A 14,958-nucleotide genomic window follows, 5' to 3' on the forward strand; every position below is an offset into this window, starting at 1 on the left:
GTATCAAGTATGCCCACGACACCGATGGGTACGCCATCGAAAGTCCCGACTTCAGCGACGAGCGCGAACGATTGGAACGCGCCCAACGCGACCTTTCGCGGAAGGAACACGGCTCTACGAATTGGGAGACACAACGACAAACCGTGGCGGAACGCCACGCTGATCTCAAGCGAAAGCGCTGCGACTTTCTCCACAAGCTGTCGAACTACTACGCCACCGAGTACGACTTGGTGGCTGTTGAGGACTTGGATGTAAAAGGGCTGGTAGAACTCCCCAGAAACTCACGAAATCGGGCGGGAGTGGCGTGGGGAACGTTCCTGGGGATGCTCGAATACAAGTGTGAACGTGAAGGGACGCACTTCGTCGCCGTGAACCCGCGCGGGACGACAAAAGAGTGTGCCGTGTTGAACGCAAGACGGCGGCAACATCGGATTTTTGATATTCGATCTTCTACCGGTAGCGGCGCTTTAGCTGTAGATTCTCAGATCGGGCGATTCGATTCGAGCAGAATTGTGCGGCGACCAAAGCATCAGTTTCACAAGATACCAGATAAACCATGAGGTGGACGATGGCGATGCCTCTCTCGGATACATTCGGAGAAGGGGAGCAGGCGGCGAGCTCTAACTCGCCGCCTGCTCGAGGTTATGGACGATACACTTCCGTGTGAGCTCCCGGAACTGGCCGTGCCAGCTCCGGGAGCGGATCTCGTCGCCGTCGTCTTTTAGCATCGCAAACACGGTCTCACTCATTGACCGCTGGTTGTAGACATCATCGTCAATTCTGGCGTTGTGGGCTTTCTTGAGTGCGTTTTGCTCGCAGTGTTTGATCACTGGCCGTGTAGACCTGTCACGGCAAGCTTCACGGAGATTACTCCACGAGTACATCTTGTCGGCCAGCAACGCTTGCAGGTCTTCGGCGTTCCGCCGAAAGACCTGTAGCCCGATATGGCCGTCATAGGCTTTCTTCGTCGTGAAATGAGCGTCCATGATAGCAAGAGAATCCGTGTCAACAAGCAGCGTGGTTTTCATCGCGTTGAACGAGTAACCGACCCGATTCCGGTAGTGTGAGCTGGCTTGATCACGCTGAAAGCCGCTGGCGTCGATCGACGCGGTGCCTGAGAGCCCCGCCTGCTCCGCGGAGGCGCGGAGCAGGCGGCGCAGTTCTTTCATCGGGAATTCATCGTCCCAGACGCTGAAAGATGTGTAATCCGGCGATGAGTCAAGATCAAACACACCGAGAATTCCCGGCATCTCGTTGAGATAGTCTTCGAGCCTCCGAAGCGGCTTGTTGATCTCCTCTTTGAGCAGAAGGAGCGCGATTTTGGTGGACTTGGCGTACCCGTTGTCGCCGTCGGCGACAGCGGGTACGTCTGGTTGTTCAACATGGTTCGTGGCGAATTCGTGAAACGTCTGTGCGAGGGTCTTGAGACGTCCCATATCGCCAGACGGCGTCCAAATCCCGTGAAATCAGCGATACGATCCGCAGACGGCGTCGGCGTTCAACGGAGCAAAAGAGTGCGCTTCCTGTGGTGTGAAGACTGAGAAACCGCTGTGGATGCGCGAACACTCCTGTCCGGCGTGTGGATTTGAAGCGGATAGAGATGCGAACGCGGCGTGGAACATCCTTTCTCGTGGTCTTGAAGAAGTAGGAGTGGGATACTCCGAATCAACGCCTGTGGAGACTGCGCTCCCTGTGGATACGCCTGTATCTGCAAAGCGCGTCGTGGAAACAGGAAGCCCCACCCTCAAGGAGCGAACGGCGTCAGCCGTGAGCGAGTAGGTCGGGGTAGTTCACCGCCTACAAACTGTTAATTAATACGTCCCGAACCACACGTACCAGTATTCAATGGCTTGTTCCACAGCCACGTACTCTGCGCTCGGTGAGGTCAACCCACAACCAACACACTTTCATACGGCTCAACAGAGAAACAACCAATGAAACTCGCAACGATTGGGGTCGGTAACGCAGGCAGTAAGCTTATCGACCAGATGATTGAGTTTGAATTTGAGACTGGTCGTAATCTGTGTCGTCACGCATTGGTCATTAATACGGCTCGGACAGACCTCGCCAAACCACAACATCTCGATGAAGATCGCCGGGTGTTAATCGGCGATACCCATCAGAAAGCGCGTGGACACGGGGTTGGAGGTGATGCTAAAATTGGTGCTGAGGTTGCGCAAACCGACATTGATGAAATCAGGCGCGTTTTCGACGATGTTGAAATTCACGAGGTTGATGCCGTCTTAGTCGCAGCCGGCCTTGGTGGAGGCACTGGTAGTGGCGCTGCTCCCGTTGTTATCGACGAACTACAGAAGATGTACGATGAGCCAGTGTACGGACTTGGAGTGTTACCTGGCACATACGAAGGCGGCCGACCAGCCCTCAACGCTGCCCGCTCGCTTCAGTCATTCGTCAACAAAGTTGACAACTTCATCGCGTTCGACAACGATGCGTGGCGTTCTCGGGGGCAGACTATTGAGCAGGGCTACGAACAGATGAACGAAGAACTTGCGACACGCATTGTCACTCTGCTCGCCGCCGGCGAAGTTGATGAGTCGGAGGTGGGTGAGAACGCAATGGATTCGAGTGACATTATGCGAACCCTCGATACCGGTGGTGTCTCCTCAATCGGGTACGCTTCAACTGACGTTACCCCCGCAAAAGAAGGACTGTTAGCCAATTTCAAAGAAGTTGATGACTCACAGAGTGAATCAACAGATGCTGCAAAAATCAAAGGCTTGGTGCGCCGAGCAACGAATTCTCGGCTCACTGTTCCATGTGATGTCTCGAGTGCTGACCGTGCGCTGATTGTCTTTGCCGGGCCGCCTGATGTGATTTCACGAAAAGGGGTTGAATCTGCTCGTGAATGGCTTGAACAAGAAGCTGATACCGTTGATGTCCTTGCTGGTGATGATCCTCGTCCCGACTCGTCAACCCTTGCGGCTGTGGTGTTGCTCTCAAATGTGACTGATACACCGCGGATTAACGAAATCCAAGATCAAGCTGTTGACGCACAAAACAAAATTCAAGAACAGGATGCGGTTCGCGAAGAGGAAATTCAGTCGCTAATTACCGATGACGACAATGATCTGGACCCTATTGTTTGAGCGAACACGTCGTCAAACGCTTGTCCGACAGACGCATCACCACTCTGTTGGCCGCCACCATCACTCGCAGCCGTTGGTGTGTAAATGAAGGTAGCACTTCTCGGCGTTGGCGGGTGTGGTACCCGACTCGTTGATCAGTTTGTTCGAACTGAACACCGCACAGGCCGGTCGGTGACTAATGGAAACGTTCTCGCGTTTCACACTGAATCACAACCACTCTCTCAGACAACCGCCCTCAGTACTGACCAGCATATCCTCCTTGGCGATACACACCCGGCAGTACTTCGACGAGACACAAACTCTCCTGTTACTGACGCCCAAAATTCGGCTCACGATCCCAAACGACACTCAGAGACATCCACAACCACGAGTCAACAAGGTGCCTCCAGTAACTCGCGCACGCGTGAATATGACATCAATGAGTATGGTGTCGGTGGCGATCCAGATGTTGGCGCACAAGTCGCTAAAGCGGAGCGGCCAGAAATTCGACGTGCACTCGATAAAATCGATGAAACAGAAGTCGCAGCCACGATGATTGTTGCTGGGCTTGGCGGCGGCACTGGTGCTGGTGTTGGGAGTGTGTTGTTGGAAGAACTCACCGATATTTATGAAACTGAAGTGTACACACTGGGTGTTCTCCCCGCTGACACGGAGTCAGACCAACGAGCACTGACCGCTGCCCGTGGTCTTCGAACACTTGTCCCACGTGCTGCGTCAACGCTTCTTGTCGACAACGATTCATGGTCCCGGGATAGAGACGCTGTTGCTGATTGCTATCAGTCGATTAATCAGATGACCGTCAACCGACTGTTGAGCGTTTTTGGTGCCGGTGAAGCCAACACGACGTTTGAATCTGAACTTCGGATTGACCCTGCTGATATCTCACGGACACTTGCTGTTGGTGGGGTAACAACTGTTGGTCGCGCCACAATTGAAATTGACAGTAACGCTCATGGACTTCTTGCTCGGATTCTTCGCCTGCTTGGTCGATCACAGCCCTCTGGGTCTACTCCGGTTGATGCGTCGAAAATAAAGACACTGATCAGTCGCGCAGTCCAATCGAAACTCACGCTACCCTGTGAAATCACTTCTGCAGATCGGGTTTTGCTCATCCTCAGTGGACCCCCAGATACAATCTCTCGGAAAGGATTTGAGACCGGCCGATATCTGCTTGAAGAAGAAACGCAGACCGTTGAAGTGCTTGCTGGCGATGAGCCAATTCAAAACACAACAGAACTCACGGCAACTGTCGTTCTCGCAAATGTGACGTCTGTTCCACAGATTGATGAACTTCAACGTCGCGCGGCTCCTGTAGAAGACGCTGTCACGACAACCTCGGGACCCTCAACTACTACAGAACAGACGGCGACAACTGATGAGATGAACTCACAGACTGTTGAGCCATCAGCAGATGAGGACTCAAACTCTGCCGAATTTGATTTCACCAACGCTGAGACGGCCTCTGAAACAACGGACTCAACCGAGCAATGACAAGCGATCAGTCGGAACACACTTTGAGCGCCACGGAAGAGAACATTATGAAGGCAACACACACAGCGTTGCTCAAACACGGCTATGCTGATCTCTCAATTGCCCGTATTGGTGACGAGCTTGATGGATCAAAATCTTCTATCTACCACTACTACGATTCAAAAGACGATTTGCTTATTACACTGCTTGAGTTCACTGTCAACAAATTCGAATCGACTCTTGATACCGAACCAAGCCAGAATCCAGCTGAAACCCTCAAACAGCTCATTGCCAAACTTCTCGCACCGGACCCGGTTGAAGACGATTATCAGTTTCAAACAGTGCTTGTCGGCTTTCGATCACAAGCAGTCACGAACAGTCGTATCCGCGCTCAATTTACGCACGTTGATGAACGGTTAGCAGATACGATCCGGGAGATTCTTGAACGTGGTATTGCTGAAAATGTGTTTGAAGCGGTCAATGCCTCTGAAGTCACAGAATACATTCTCGCAACGATTAAGGGTGGCATATATACTCGTGTTACAACAGATCGAGTAGACGCTGTCACGGCGACACATTCTATGCTTGTTTCGTATATCGACTCAGAACTCATCCAAGATACGGTCTGATTTGCTCTTTGTCGGTTCGGATTGCTTCTCCGAGTTCCCCAATTACTGATAAGACCGGATACTGTGGTGTGTCGCTATCTGAATACAGGTACTCACAGAACTCGATCTGTTCATCAGATGTCTCCTCACTTGGGGGCTCAGCAACCGGTGGTGAGTGAAGGTCTCTCTGTCGCTGTTCAGCGACTCTATCCAGTTTTGTCTCGAGATCCTGAAGCGCACACCAAATATCAAACGCGGCCTCCCTGCGCCGCATTTGTACGGACCCGAAGTGCGCGCAGAGATTATCCTGTCGGGTCTCGATGTTAGTAAGTTCCGTTTGATAGTTTGCGAGCCGATCCATCTCCTCTGTCACTACCTCTATAAGCTCCGCACGTACATCGATTGCCTGCTGGCTCCGGTCAACGATTGCTTGTTGGACCGCTGGAGTGAGAACCCGATTTGTTGCCAACGACGTCACTATATCTTCTCCAAGCTCAGCAGCGAGATTTTCAGCAAGGCTCTCTTCATCGCCAATGCTATAGTGCGGAACTGATCGCACTGTTTCTTCATACGCAGAAAGTACATACTTGAGTGTCGCATCTCCGGGACTTGTGGCTACGTCCATTACTTCTGTCCGGTCACCTACATCTGTTAGCGCGGTATCTGGCGATTCAAACTGTACTGGCTCGACCTGCCGTATCTGCGTCTGAAACCGACGAAATGCGTCTTGTTCCGCAATAATACACTCCCGTTCATCCTGGCATGTTTCAATCGCTGTCTGGAGTTTACCTACTACAAGTAACAACATTGCTCCAAGACTAGCAATGACTCCCACCACAAGCGGCGACGTAAGCAACTCAGCACCGCCACACCACATATCTACACATGCTACAGGCTGATCAGCAATAGGTATGCGAAATCTCATAACTCCACAATCATTTCATACAGTCTAACTATTGTTGACCTTTTCGCATGGCTGATAATGTAATCTACGACATTTAAGTTTTGGCCCCACCGACATGGAGCATGGAACAACCGCGCCGTAACGTGCTTGCCGGGCTCGGCGCTGCCGCAAGTCTTGCTGGCTGTTTGAGTGTTGATGGTGTGAGATATCCAGACGAAATAGAATCCTCAGACGAGTCAAATACTACGCTGGAAGCTGGCACCGATGAGCCACCTACAGATAACTCAACGGATGCCGACGGTTACGCCTCCGACCTGATACAACTCATTGCTGAGAGGACGCAAGCGATTGTTGCTGATGTGGTGTGGTTTGCTATCTCTTATCCACGCGCGGTTGAGTCATATAACCAGGCTATTGACAGTGTGATTGAGACTATCGACACAGTCCGTACCACAATCCATCAGCCAACGATGCCAACAGCCGAGATGGTTGACCGACTCGAAACTGTCGGATACGACGCTGCGGACCGCGCGGAAACAGCGTTTGAACCCCACTTTTCTCCTGTTGACCTTCTTCAGTCACGGACTGATATGCATATCCCGTCTTTGGCTCGCGCAGCACGTCGTAACGATGCTGACCGATTTGTCGAGGAACTCGATCGGATGCGACTTTCGTTTTTCCAAATCCAGACTCCAGTGTACGTCAGCAGGCGTTTTTCACGCAACCCGATCCATAACCGGTTGCTTGACCGAGTTGTACCACACGCTACCGGTGATGTGCTGGTCGAAGTTGCGGTCCCCACTCGTCGCAATTTTACGACGCTCGCACACGAGCCATATGTCGATGAGGACGGGAGCTATCCGCCTACGTTCACCGCAGACCCGCTCCCGGTCGCTCGCCGAAATAAACTTCGGAGACGGCTTGGACCAGTTGTCCAACCGTCAGGCCGTACTGAAGAAGTGTTTTTTACGTTTGCGACCCGTCCAGATCCTGTTACTCGCCAGCGGAACGTCTTTCGTGGGCCACCTAGCGATCTAGACGGTACTCCACTGTATATCCAACAATATGGTGACCGTGCGACCGCGCGTAAACAATTTACGACAACTCTTGCGGCCGGCGATACAGAAGGAATGACCTCGATCAGTTCAGGCGTCACCTCAGCGACTGACTCGATCAAATGGCATCGTTATTACCATCGTGAAGCTGGGAGTGACCGAACAAATCTGGACGATTTTCCGGGTGTTCAATATGGATACTTACTCCAAGCCGGTCCGTTCGTTTTCGCCACCGGCTTTTCTGGTGATGCGTGGGAAGAACGCACCCGCTGGCAAGGCGAGCTGACCGAAAGCTGGTTGTTCCAGCGCGTTGATTGACATTTTCTCCGCGCTGAATCGAGAGGAATCCCGCGATGGAAGTTTGACGCTCGCAATCCCCGTCCTGCCACTTTAGTTAATAACGTGGATGAGCATGGAATGTCTGACCTGCCGTCCATGATGGATCGTATCAGCATTGTTGGATCCACTCCCGGCGTAACGCCGGCATTCTCTCCCTGCAGAAAGATAGTGGTTTCAGCCGCGAGAGATAGTAAATTTGGATACCCCACGTGATCAGGATTTAACTCAGGTGCGACCAAACATCATCTATGACACTTTCTCATCACCGGCGGAAGTTCCTCGCTGCTGTTACTTCTCTCTCCCTTGCTGGCTGTCTTGTTGAGAGTGATACAGGGACGGCTGATGAGTCTGGAGAACCATCTCGCTCACACACAACCGAGTCACCACGCCCTCAGACGAGTACAAGTAATCAGACTCAACCACCCGATTCTGCTCGCCCGGATGGCGAACCAATTTCGCTTGATACTGCGGGCATCGCTGTCGAAACTGTTCGTATTAACCGCATTATTGAGTCGCCATATCAATCACAGGTTGTTGCTGACATTGTTATTTCGAACGTTGGACCAGCACGGTATGGAACTCTTGAGTTTCGGGCTGACGCCTACTACGAGCCACCAGCTGATGACCGAACGTATCATCCACCACGTGTCTCTGAGCGAACTGCTGTTGGACGAACGTATATTGAGCGACAGTACGATTCGTTTGGTACAGGAACACGGACTCTCAGTGAGATCGTGATCCAGTATGATGCTGATGACGCAAACGGGTCCACAGACCCCGCTACATTCGACATTGAACTTGTTGCCCGTCGAGTGAACCCGTCACTGGACCCATCCCAAAACTGACGCTGTGGTTTTTCTCTATGCCCTCTCCAAAGACATCTGTCATTGGAATGTGTTTTCCAACTGTACATACTTCTCAGTTTTGAACGTTATCGTGTTGACACTATTGGGCCCGAAATCGGTGGAAAAGATGTTCTACGAGGAGTTTACGGTATCGGTCGAACAGGAGAGTGATTCACAGAGGATAATGAAGGCAGCGTTCACGGCGTTTGAACCTCTAGTGGAGAGCGGAGCGTCTGCGGCTGAACTCTCTTTTCCACGCTCACACCGTCTCAGCCGCCATTTTCGGTCGATTATGTGTTAGATACTCAACGTTCAAAGCTGGGATGCTTGTGCCCTCGATCTGCTAATGATGAGCTCAGCTTTGAACGTTAGCGTCGGCTGTTGAGTGAACGAAGAGGTGATCAATCTTCAGTCGATCACATCGACAGCCGCGTAATCTCGTCTGATGGCGATGAACCAGATGGAACTAGCTGTGGAGCATCTTCGAACCGCTGGTGAGCATGATTTTCGGGATGGGCCGTCGCTGTCGGCGGCGGACTGCCGCCGACGCGACAGTGTCGCCACTGACGACCGCTGTCCGACCCGATGGACAGCTACCGGAAGAACCGGTCGTCAAGCGGTTGATTCGCTGGAACAGACCTGCGGACACCAGCGCCTTTACCAAGCTGCGCGGAAGCGTCATTTCGCAAACTCCGTGAACGCCACTGCCCGAGGGCGCGCCCCGCGGCGGGCGGACGTACGCCAGTGCTGATACGGCCAGCCTATTCTGAGCAGTAGCGCTCACCACAAACATCACAGCGGTAGCCCAGCGTCCTGAGAACTGGGTGAATGCATGGTCTTGTTGGCACTAATCTTGTAGCTCGACTCGGATTCCGAGCGCTTGGCTGTATGCCTCTCGGGACATCCCGTGGCGTGTCGATAAACGGCGCGTCAGCGGCGTAGCCGGTGACGCGCCACCCCGTGTTCGTGATATCGTCCCTGGTTGGTAGGACGCCGGTCGATGAACACAGGGAACGTTACCTTGCCGGCGGAGTTCGGTGTTTTCGATCTCGGGCTCCGGCCATCTACTGGGAGTTCGTTTGGGATCGTCATACCCACTGGACGATCGCATCACGTAGCCGTAGTTTGTGCGTGGACAAAACATGCCAAGACAGGTCTGTTGTAAACCCGCGATCGAGATAGAGCGGCGGTCGCTTGACGCTGTAGGTCGCCTAAGCACGTCGCGACGCGAGCTCGACGGATTACATCTGGCACGACACGGACAAGTAGCGTCGCGCTAGCACTGTGCAGTGTACGGCGCTGCTCGGAGCTTCGCCGAGTCCGATGTACCGTTTGTTGCTTAGCCGCGCCGTACGAGTGTCTGCGATCCCGGCGCTGCGCAACGTCGTCGAGGCTATTCCCGCTTCGCTTCGTGGATGGTCACCAGTTCTCAGGAACGACATGGGGCTTACTGGGTTCGTTTCATCGCCGGTGTATTTTGTGTGGTTAGGTGTACTCGCGTAAGAATAGTTGTGAGGTGCTGCAGGGCCTATTCCCACGGTTACCGAAATGGCTCTGTGAGAGTGTGCGCATGAAGCGCCCATTCGTCCCGCTGTGGAAGAGCCGGCTAGCTGTTGTAGCGACACCGCCGTTGGATACGGTGGAGCTGCGAAGTTCGATTTAGCGCTCAGGATGCGAGTATCGCGCAGTGTTCTCGGGCGCAGCCTGGTGTTGTCGCACGGTCTGGTCCAGGCGGTCATAGTGACGGCGTAGACGACGGTTCTTCGGTGCGGTTGAGACTCGTAATTGATGTCGGTCGGTCAGACAGCGGTCCGCCGCGGTCCTGGGCGGCGGCGAGCATGTCCTCCGTTGGTCGGGAAGAGCCGATGTCTCGCTGTCGGCCAGCGTGAGGCCTTCCAGTTCTGCCCTCGATGTAATTAATGTCTCATGTCTATCTATCGGACGGCTGGTTTTGTGACGGCAATAATCTATAGACGGATGGAGTAATGCTCTTCCTCTCTTAGTCGCTGCATTCGTGTCTGTTCGGTGAGGTTCACACTTCTTCCCAAGCAGTCAGACGGAGATTTTCCGACGGCTGTCGATCGTGGATGTGTCGGGATCAATGATGCTTTTCACAATTGATCAGGTCGTCGAGCACGATCACCTTCTGTCTGATCTGTTTCGAACAGACGTAAACGTTGCAACAGCTGAGGAGCTCATAGGTTGTATAGCAGACGGCTTGCCTTGTTTCTCGCGCGGACAAGCATGTCGCAGCTGGCTATCTCATTAGGACTCTCGACTGAGTAGTTTTCCGTCATAGCTACACCTGGAGTCGACCGAAAAATGGCGTCGAGCGTAGGGTATGGGGCGCTCGGAATATGGCGAGAGTTTAATGGCATCGAGCAGCCGCTCCGCTCTTGCATAGAGAGTGTGTCAAAGACACGGCTGCCAGCTGAACGTCGGCATGCAGCCGGATATCTCCGCACGCGCGGTATTCGCCGTGAGACGTGCTAGCCGCATCTGTTCGACCAGATCCGTAAAAGTTGGCCCGCTCGACAGCATCCGCTTTTCTTGATATCCGCTGTTTTGGGGCGATTAGAAAGATCTCCGTACGCGGCGCAACCGAATTATGTGATCTCACGAGATACGATAATGTGCGCGTAAACTCGCCGTGTCTGAGAGTTATCGACTGTAAGGGCCCCCTCATTCAACAGTTCAGTGTCGGTGTGAAAGAGTTTTGCATCAGAGAGGTGAAATCCGAGCGCTCCGTCTTGCTCGGCTTGTCTATCTCTCTCTGTGTGTAGTTCCAGTTTGACAGACACGCGTCAGACATTTCGTCTCAGGTCGGGTTAAATAAGCACGCTCAACCACAAAGCGTTTATAAGACGCCGGAAATCTATGAGCCATGAACCGACGAGAATTGCTCGACATCGCTGCCGTCGCGAGCACATCTCTGCTGGCTGCTCCTGCTGTTGAAGCAGCAGAAGAGACCTCTTCGTCAGATGACGATTCTGATACAGTTAAGATCGATGTGGTACTGCGCGATCCATCGAGCTCGGAGTCGTAGCCGGTCTCTATTACGTTGAAGTAAATTAAATAGCTGTACTAAACGTCTTGTGTGTAATTAGTACTCACCATGCTCAAGAGCAGATTTTAGTACACTCTGTAACAGTGATTAGACAGCAGAGTTGCTTGTAAGCCGTAGTGTATTGGACCCAGTTCAATTGTTCTCTATCACTAGTTATAAGTAGTGGCCGATTAAATCAGACGATGTAGCGTGAGTAAGTGCTACACCGCGACACCCAGGCACTACGAAACACTATGAAGTCGTCATGAGTGAAGCGATGACAGATGACACAAGCACAGACGACACTGCGCGGACGACCATCGAGGTAGACCGTCAGGTATGGCGGCAGGTCCGTGCAGAGGCAGTCGGCGAAGGCAAGAACGTCTCGAAGAAGCTCGAGGAGATCCTCATTGAGTACTTCGAGGACGATGATGCCTAACCCAAATCAAATGCAACACGACACACAATACAATCGGAGCAGCCGGTATGACGGAGGCGTACAGTTATGACAGGTACACGTAAGAAGGCGAACGCAGTGTTCTTTGCTGCAATCATGGTTGTCTCCATGGTTGCGGCTGGCTTCGCGGCGGCTCCTGCTGCGGCGGTCAATGACTCTGACACGGTCCTTATCGAAGGTGATGTCTCAGACGACACGCTTCCGTTCACCAAGATCGAAGACTCCGGTAACATCTCAATCACTGTTGAGAACGATACCGCTGTCGTCGTTAATAGTGTGAACTTCTCAGACTTCGACACGCTCGCAGCCAACAACAGCCTCGTTGAGAGGGCAAACTTCGTCGAGGGTAGTGGTGGCGAGGATGTCGACCAGTACACGCTCGAACTGGCGAGCAATGCGTCACAGACGTACACGTTTACCGCGGAACCAGTCGGTGACCTCCAAGGTGACTTCGCTGCTTTCGCCGGTCCGACGCGCAATATCAGTGCGGGACAGTCTGATACGCGTAACATCCGTCTTGAACGGCTGATTACGCCGGACGACATCAACGTTACTGATGTGTCACCGAGTAGCCCTGCCGACATTGATGACACGGTTGATGTCACTGTTGAAGTGACGACGGATGACACGAGCCCCAGCGGCGCGCTCGCAGACACGCCCGTCGTTGCAACTGTCAACGATAGTGAAACCACCAACCCTTCTGGTAGTTACTCCGACATCTTCATCGACAGTGATGGTGGAGACGAAACGACGAACACTAACAGTAATGGCCAGGCGACATTCAGCGTGAATGTTAGCGGCACTCCGGGAGACATCGAACAGACAATCGAAACGCAGATTGACTTTACTGCGACAGAGGGCGACGATGTCTCGACGAGCCAGGATCTTGAGTTTGTTCCGTCGATTGGCGACACCGGTACCCTCTCGGGAACGGTGGATGTCGTTGACGAAAACATCACACTCGGCACGCAGTCCAATATCGAGAACAAGGCTGGAATTGAAGTCCACGCAGTACAGAAAGACCGCGTTGTCGGCGACAGTGTTCGTGTTGTAGCGAACAATAATGGAGTTGAGTCGATCAACAGCACCAACATCGCTGCTACGCTGGACCAGATTGGTATTGACGACTTCAACGATACGAACGCCAGCATTGTTACCCCGAACTTCGGCACCCTTTCCGGTGAAGAGACACGTAATGGTGACGTTGAACTCGGGACTGGCGCCCAGTTCCGTGTCGTCACGTACGAAGGTGGTGAAGCAGTTGTTCAGGATCCGCGCTCTGATTACCTAGTCCGGAATCCGCAGGATGTCGAAGTCATTGAAAACGAGACTGACCAAAGTGTCGAAATCTTCGACAACAATGGGTCTTCTGCTGAGTTTGAACTGGCATTCCTCTCGGATGCGAGCTACCAGGTTCAGCAGAAGGTCGTTATCCAGAATGACTCGACCGAAGAGCGGGTTTCTGTCTACCAGAACATTACTGTAGACGAGGATCTGAATGGTTCCTTCCAGGGTACTCCCGAGGACACGTTCGATGCCTCGGAGGATCTGACCTACGAGGGTACCGAAGCCCGCTTCGGTGACGAAGATCGGACGATCCAGACTGACGTGACCAACGAGCAGGGTAACTTCGAACTGCTCAACCTCCCGACCGACGCTGGTAGTAGTCTGGACTACGTTGTAATGGCTGGCGGCAGCGATACGGGTTCAGCCAGTACCGAATACGGATTCGCCAACTTCGCCGGGTACGATACGGTGAGTGTTGACGCGAACGAACGCAGCGGTCAGCTTGATACCGACCTAAGTGTTCAAGAGATTGAACCGACCGACCAGTTCGCGTACTCGCTTGACGTGACGGTTGACAACGGTGACAAATCGGTTGAAGTGCCGATTGACGAGCCAGTCAGTGTTGAGGTGAGTGCTACCCAACGCGAACTCGGCACGAACAATAATGAGTCTGCTGAGGGCATCGAGATCTCGCTTGAAGCAACTGACCAGAACGTCGGTGACTTGGCTGACACCACCGTGACCACTGACGCGAATGGTGAAGCCAGTACCACATTTACTGGTGACAGCCCGACTGTTGGTGAGACAAACATTAGTGCAAGCTTCGATGCTGGCAACGATGTCTTCACCACTGAAGGTGGCGAGCAGGCAACTGTTGACGTCTTCCAGGACGCACAGATTACTGGCGACGTTGTTGACGACGCCACGCCCAGTAATAATCTGCCGAATGCCGAGGTTACGCTTACCGAAGAGAACGCAACTGGCGACTTCGTTGAGATAGCCAACACCACTGCTGGCCCCGGAGGATCGTTCTCCTTCACGGGTGGGGATGGTGTCCGCTCTGGTGAGAACTACACTGTGGAAGCAACCTTCACCGACGAGGAAGGTACTGAAGGAAATGGTTTCGCCCAGATCTTCGAGATCCCCGGCGGTACCACAAACGCTGACATCGTCATCGAAGACGTTGTGGCGCCTGAAGGCTTCGACATTGAAGATGGTAGTCTCCAGGCTCCGCCTGAGGCAGCATCTGGCGACGAAATTGAAGTCTCGGCAAACGTCACAAACACGGCTGGTGAGGAAGCGACCAGCGACGTGACATTCGTCTTCAACGGCTCTGACGTGACGAGCCAAGAGATCACCCTCGATGCAGGTGAGACTAGCGCGGTCAGCTTCACCGTGACTGTGCCTGATGTCGCAGACGGTGACTACCAGCACGGGATCGACACCGGCATCGACTCCGAGAGAGCCACGTTGACCGTCACTGCTGACGACGGTGGCAATAGCAGCGAAGTCCCGACTGACTGGGAACTCAGTGAAGACCAGTACTTCGCAATCTACGAGAACGGTGAGCAGCCTGGTACTCAGGATATCTCAGCGTTGGTCAATGAGTGGTTCAACAGTGAGGATAACACCATTAACGGCACTGAGTTCGGCACGCAGGACATCAGTGACGCTGTCAACTACTGGTTCAACGACCAGTAAGCAGTCTCTCCCGTAACTCGCGGTTTTATTTTTTATAAACTGAACAATAGAGCAGCTCTAGGCTTTCTGTTGCTCCGTTGCGACGCTGAATAACTGCACTCTTGGCCTTTCTCCGTCTGATTTTCGTGAGATTTGTATG

The 14,958-nt window shown here is 53.1% G+C and carries 9 protein-coding genes and 2 pseudogenes; 9 read left to right on the forward strand and 2 right to left on the reverse strand.

The window, feature by feature from the left end; translation table 11 throughout:
* Window positions 1–2: 2 nt before the first annotated feature.
* Window positions 3–560 (forward strand): annotated as a pseudogene (locus tag EO776_RS02340) (RNA-guided endonuclease InsQ/TnpB family protein); the annotation flags it as partial.
* A 60-nt stretch (window positions 561–620) separates the two neighbouring features.
* On the opposite strand, the gene EO776_RS02345 reads toward EO776_RS02340, so the two are convergent.
* The gene (locus tag EO776_RS02345) at window positions 621–1,436 is read right to left on the reverse strand and encodes an IS5 family transposase (RefSeq protein ID WP_129452341.1); all 816 of its coding nucleotides are present in this window, start codon (window positions 1,434–1,436) and stop codon (window positions 621–623) included.
* A gap of 70 nt (window positions 1,437–1,506) precedes the next feature.
* On the opposite strand from EO776_RS02345, the pseudogene EO776_RS02350 reads away from it, so the two are divergent.
* The 4 genes and pseudogenes from EO776_RS02350 to EO776_RS02365 all read left to right on the forward strand — a co-directional run.
* Window positions 1,507–1,779: pseudogene (locus EO776_RS02350) on the forward strand (zinc ribbon domain-containing protein); the annotation flags it as partial.
* A 155-nt stretch (window positions 1,780–1,934) separates the two neighbouring features.
* Window positions 1,935–3,107, forward strand: coding sequence for a tubulin/FtsZ family protein (locus EO776_RS02355; protein ID WP_089309059.1), 1,173 nt, complete (start codon window positions 1,935–1,937; stop codon window positions 3,105–3,107).
* Between the two features lie 84 nt (window positions 3,108–3,191).
* The gene (locus EO776_RS02360) at window positions 3,192–4,598 is read left to right on the forward strand and encodes a tubulin/FtsZ family protein (protein ID WP_129452342.1); all 1,407 of its coding nucleotides are present in this window, start codon (window positions 3,192–3,194) and stop codon (window positions 4,596–4,598) included.
* Window positions 4,595–5,206, forward strand: coding sequence for a TetR/AcrR family transcriptional regulator (locus EO776_RS02365; protein WP_094521145.1), 612 nt, complete (start codon window positions 4,595–4,597; stop codon window positions 5,204–5,206). The genes EO776_RS02360 and EO776_RS02365 overlap by 4 nt, the downstream gene beginning before the upstream one ends.
* On the opposite strand, the gene EO776_RS02370 is transcribed toward EO776_RS02365, so the two are convergent.
* On the reverse strand, window positions 5,187–6,110 hold the full coding sequence (locus tag EO776_RS02370; protein WP_432508438.1) for a DUF7260 family protein: 924 nt from the start codon (window positions 6,108–6,110) through the stop codon (window positions 5,187–5,189). The genes EO776_RS02365 and EO776_RS02370 overlap by 20 nt on opposite strands.
* 101 nt (window positions 6,111–6,211) lie before the next feature.
* Between EO776_RS02370 and EO776_RS02375 the strand changes: the two genes are divergently transcribed.
* The 4 genes from EO776_RS02375 (at window position 6,212) to EO776_RS02385 (ending at window position 14,819) form a co-directional block, all read left to right on the forward strand.
* Entirely contained in the window at window positions 6,212–7,462 is a 1,251-nt protein-coding gene (locus tag EO776_RS02375) for a hypothetical protein (protein ID WP_129452344.1), read from the forward strand.
* A 3,750-nt stretch (window positions 7,463–11,212) separates the two neighbouring features.
* The gene (locus tag EO776_RS18825; protein WP_186279046.1) at window positions 11,213–11,374 is read left to right on the forward strand and encodes a hypothetical protein; all 162 of its coding nucleotides are present in this window, start codon (window positions 11,213–11,215) and stop codon (window positions 11,372–11,374) included.
* 277 nt (window positions 11,375–11,651) lie between these two features.
* The gene (locus EO776_RS18830; protein ID WP_186279047.1) at window positions 11,652–11,813 is read left to right on the forward strand and encodes a hypothetical protein; all 162 of its coding nucleotides are present in this window, start codon (window positions 11,652–11,654) and stop codon (window positions 11,811–11,813) included.
* A gap of 66 nt (window positions 11,814–11,879) precedes the next feature.
* Window positions 11,880–14,819, forward strand: coding sequence for a surface glycoprotein (locus EO776_RS02385; protein ID WP_129452345.1), 2,940 nt, complete (start codon window positions 11,880–11,882; stop codon window positions 14,817–14,819).
* The last annotated feature ends 139 nt before the right edge of the window (window positions 14,820–14,958 follow it).

Source organism: Halorubrum ezzemoulense (genome assembly GCF_004126515.1).
GTDB lineage: Archaea > Halobacteriota > Halobacteria > Halobacteriales > Haloferacaceae > Halorubrum > Halorubrum ezzemoulense.

What these genes read in the sequence shown, in the direction of transcription:
- EO776_RS02345 (WP_129452341.1), bottom strand. Translation starts at nt 1,436, where the DNA reads ATGGGACGTCTCAAGACCCTCGCACAGACGTTTCACGAATTCGCCACG.
- EO776_RS02360 (WP_129452342.1), top strand. Translation starts at nt 3,192, where the DNA reads ATGAAGGTAGCACTTCTCGGCGTTGGCGGGTGTGGTACCCGACTCGTT.
- EO776_RS02385 (WP_129452345.1), top strand. Translation starts at nt 11,880, where the DNA reads ATGACAGGTACACGTAAGAAGGCGAACGCAGTGTTCTTTGCTGCAATC.
- EO776_RS02370 (WP_432508438.1), bottom strand. Translation starts at nt 6,110, where the DNA reads ATGAGATTTCGCATACCTATTGCTGATCAGCCTGTAGCATGTGTAGAT.
- EO776_RS02355 (WP_089309059.1), top strand. Translation starts at nt 1,935, where the DNA reads ATGAAACTCGCAACGATTGGGGTCGGTAACGCAGGCAGTAAGCTTATC.
- EO776_RS18825 (WP_186279046.1), top strand. Translation starts at nt 11,213, where the DNA reads ATGAACCGACGAGAATTGCTCGACATCGCTGCCGTCGCGAGCACATCT.
- EO776_RS02375 (WP_129452344.1), top strand. Translation starts at nt 6,212, where the DNA reads ATGGAACAACCGCGCCGTAACGTGCTTGCCGGGCTCGGCGCTGCCGCA.
- EO776_RS18830 (WP_186279047.1), top strand. Translation starts at nt 11,652, where the DNA reads ATGACAGATGACACAAGCACAGACGACACTGCGCGGACGACCATCGAG.
- EO776_RS02365 (WP_094521145.1), top strand. Translation starts at nt 4,595, where the DNA reads ATGACAAGCGATCAGTCGGAACACACTTTGAGCGCCACGGAAGAGAAC.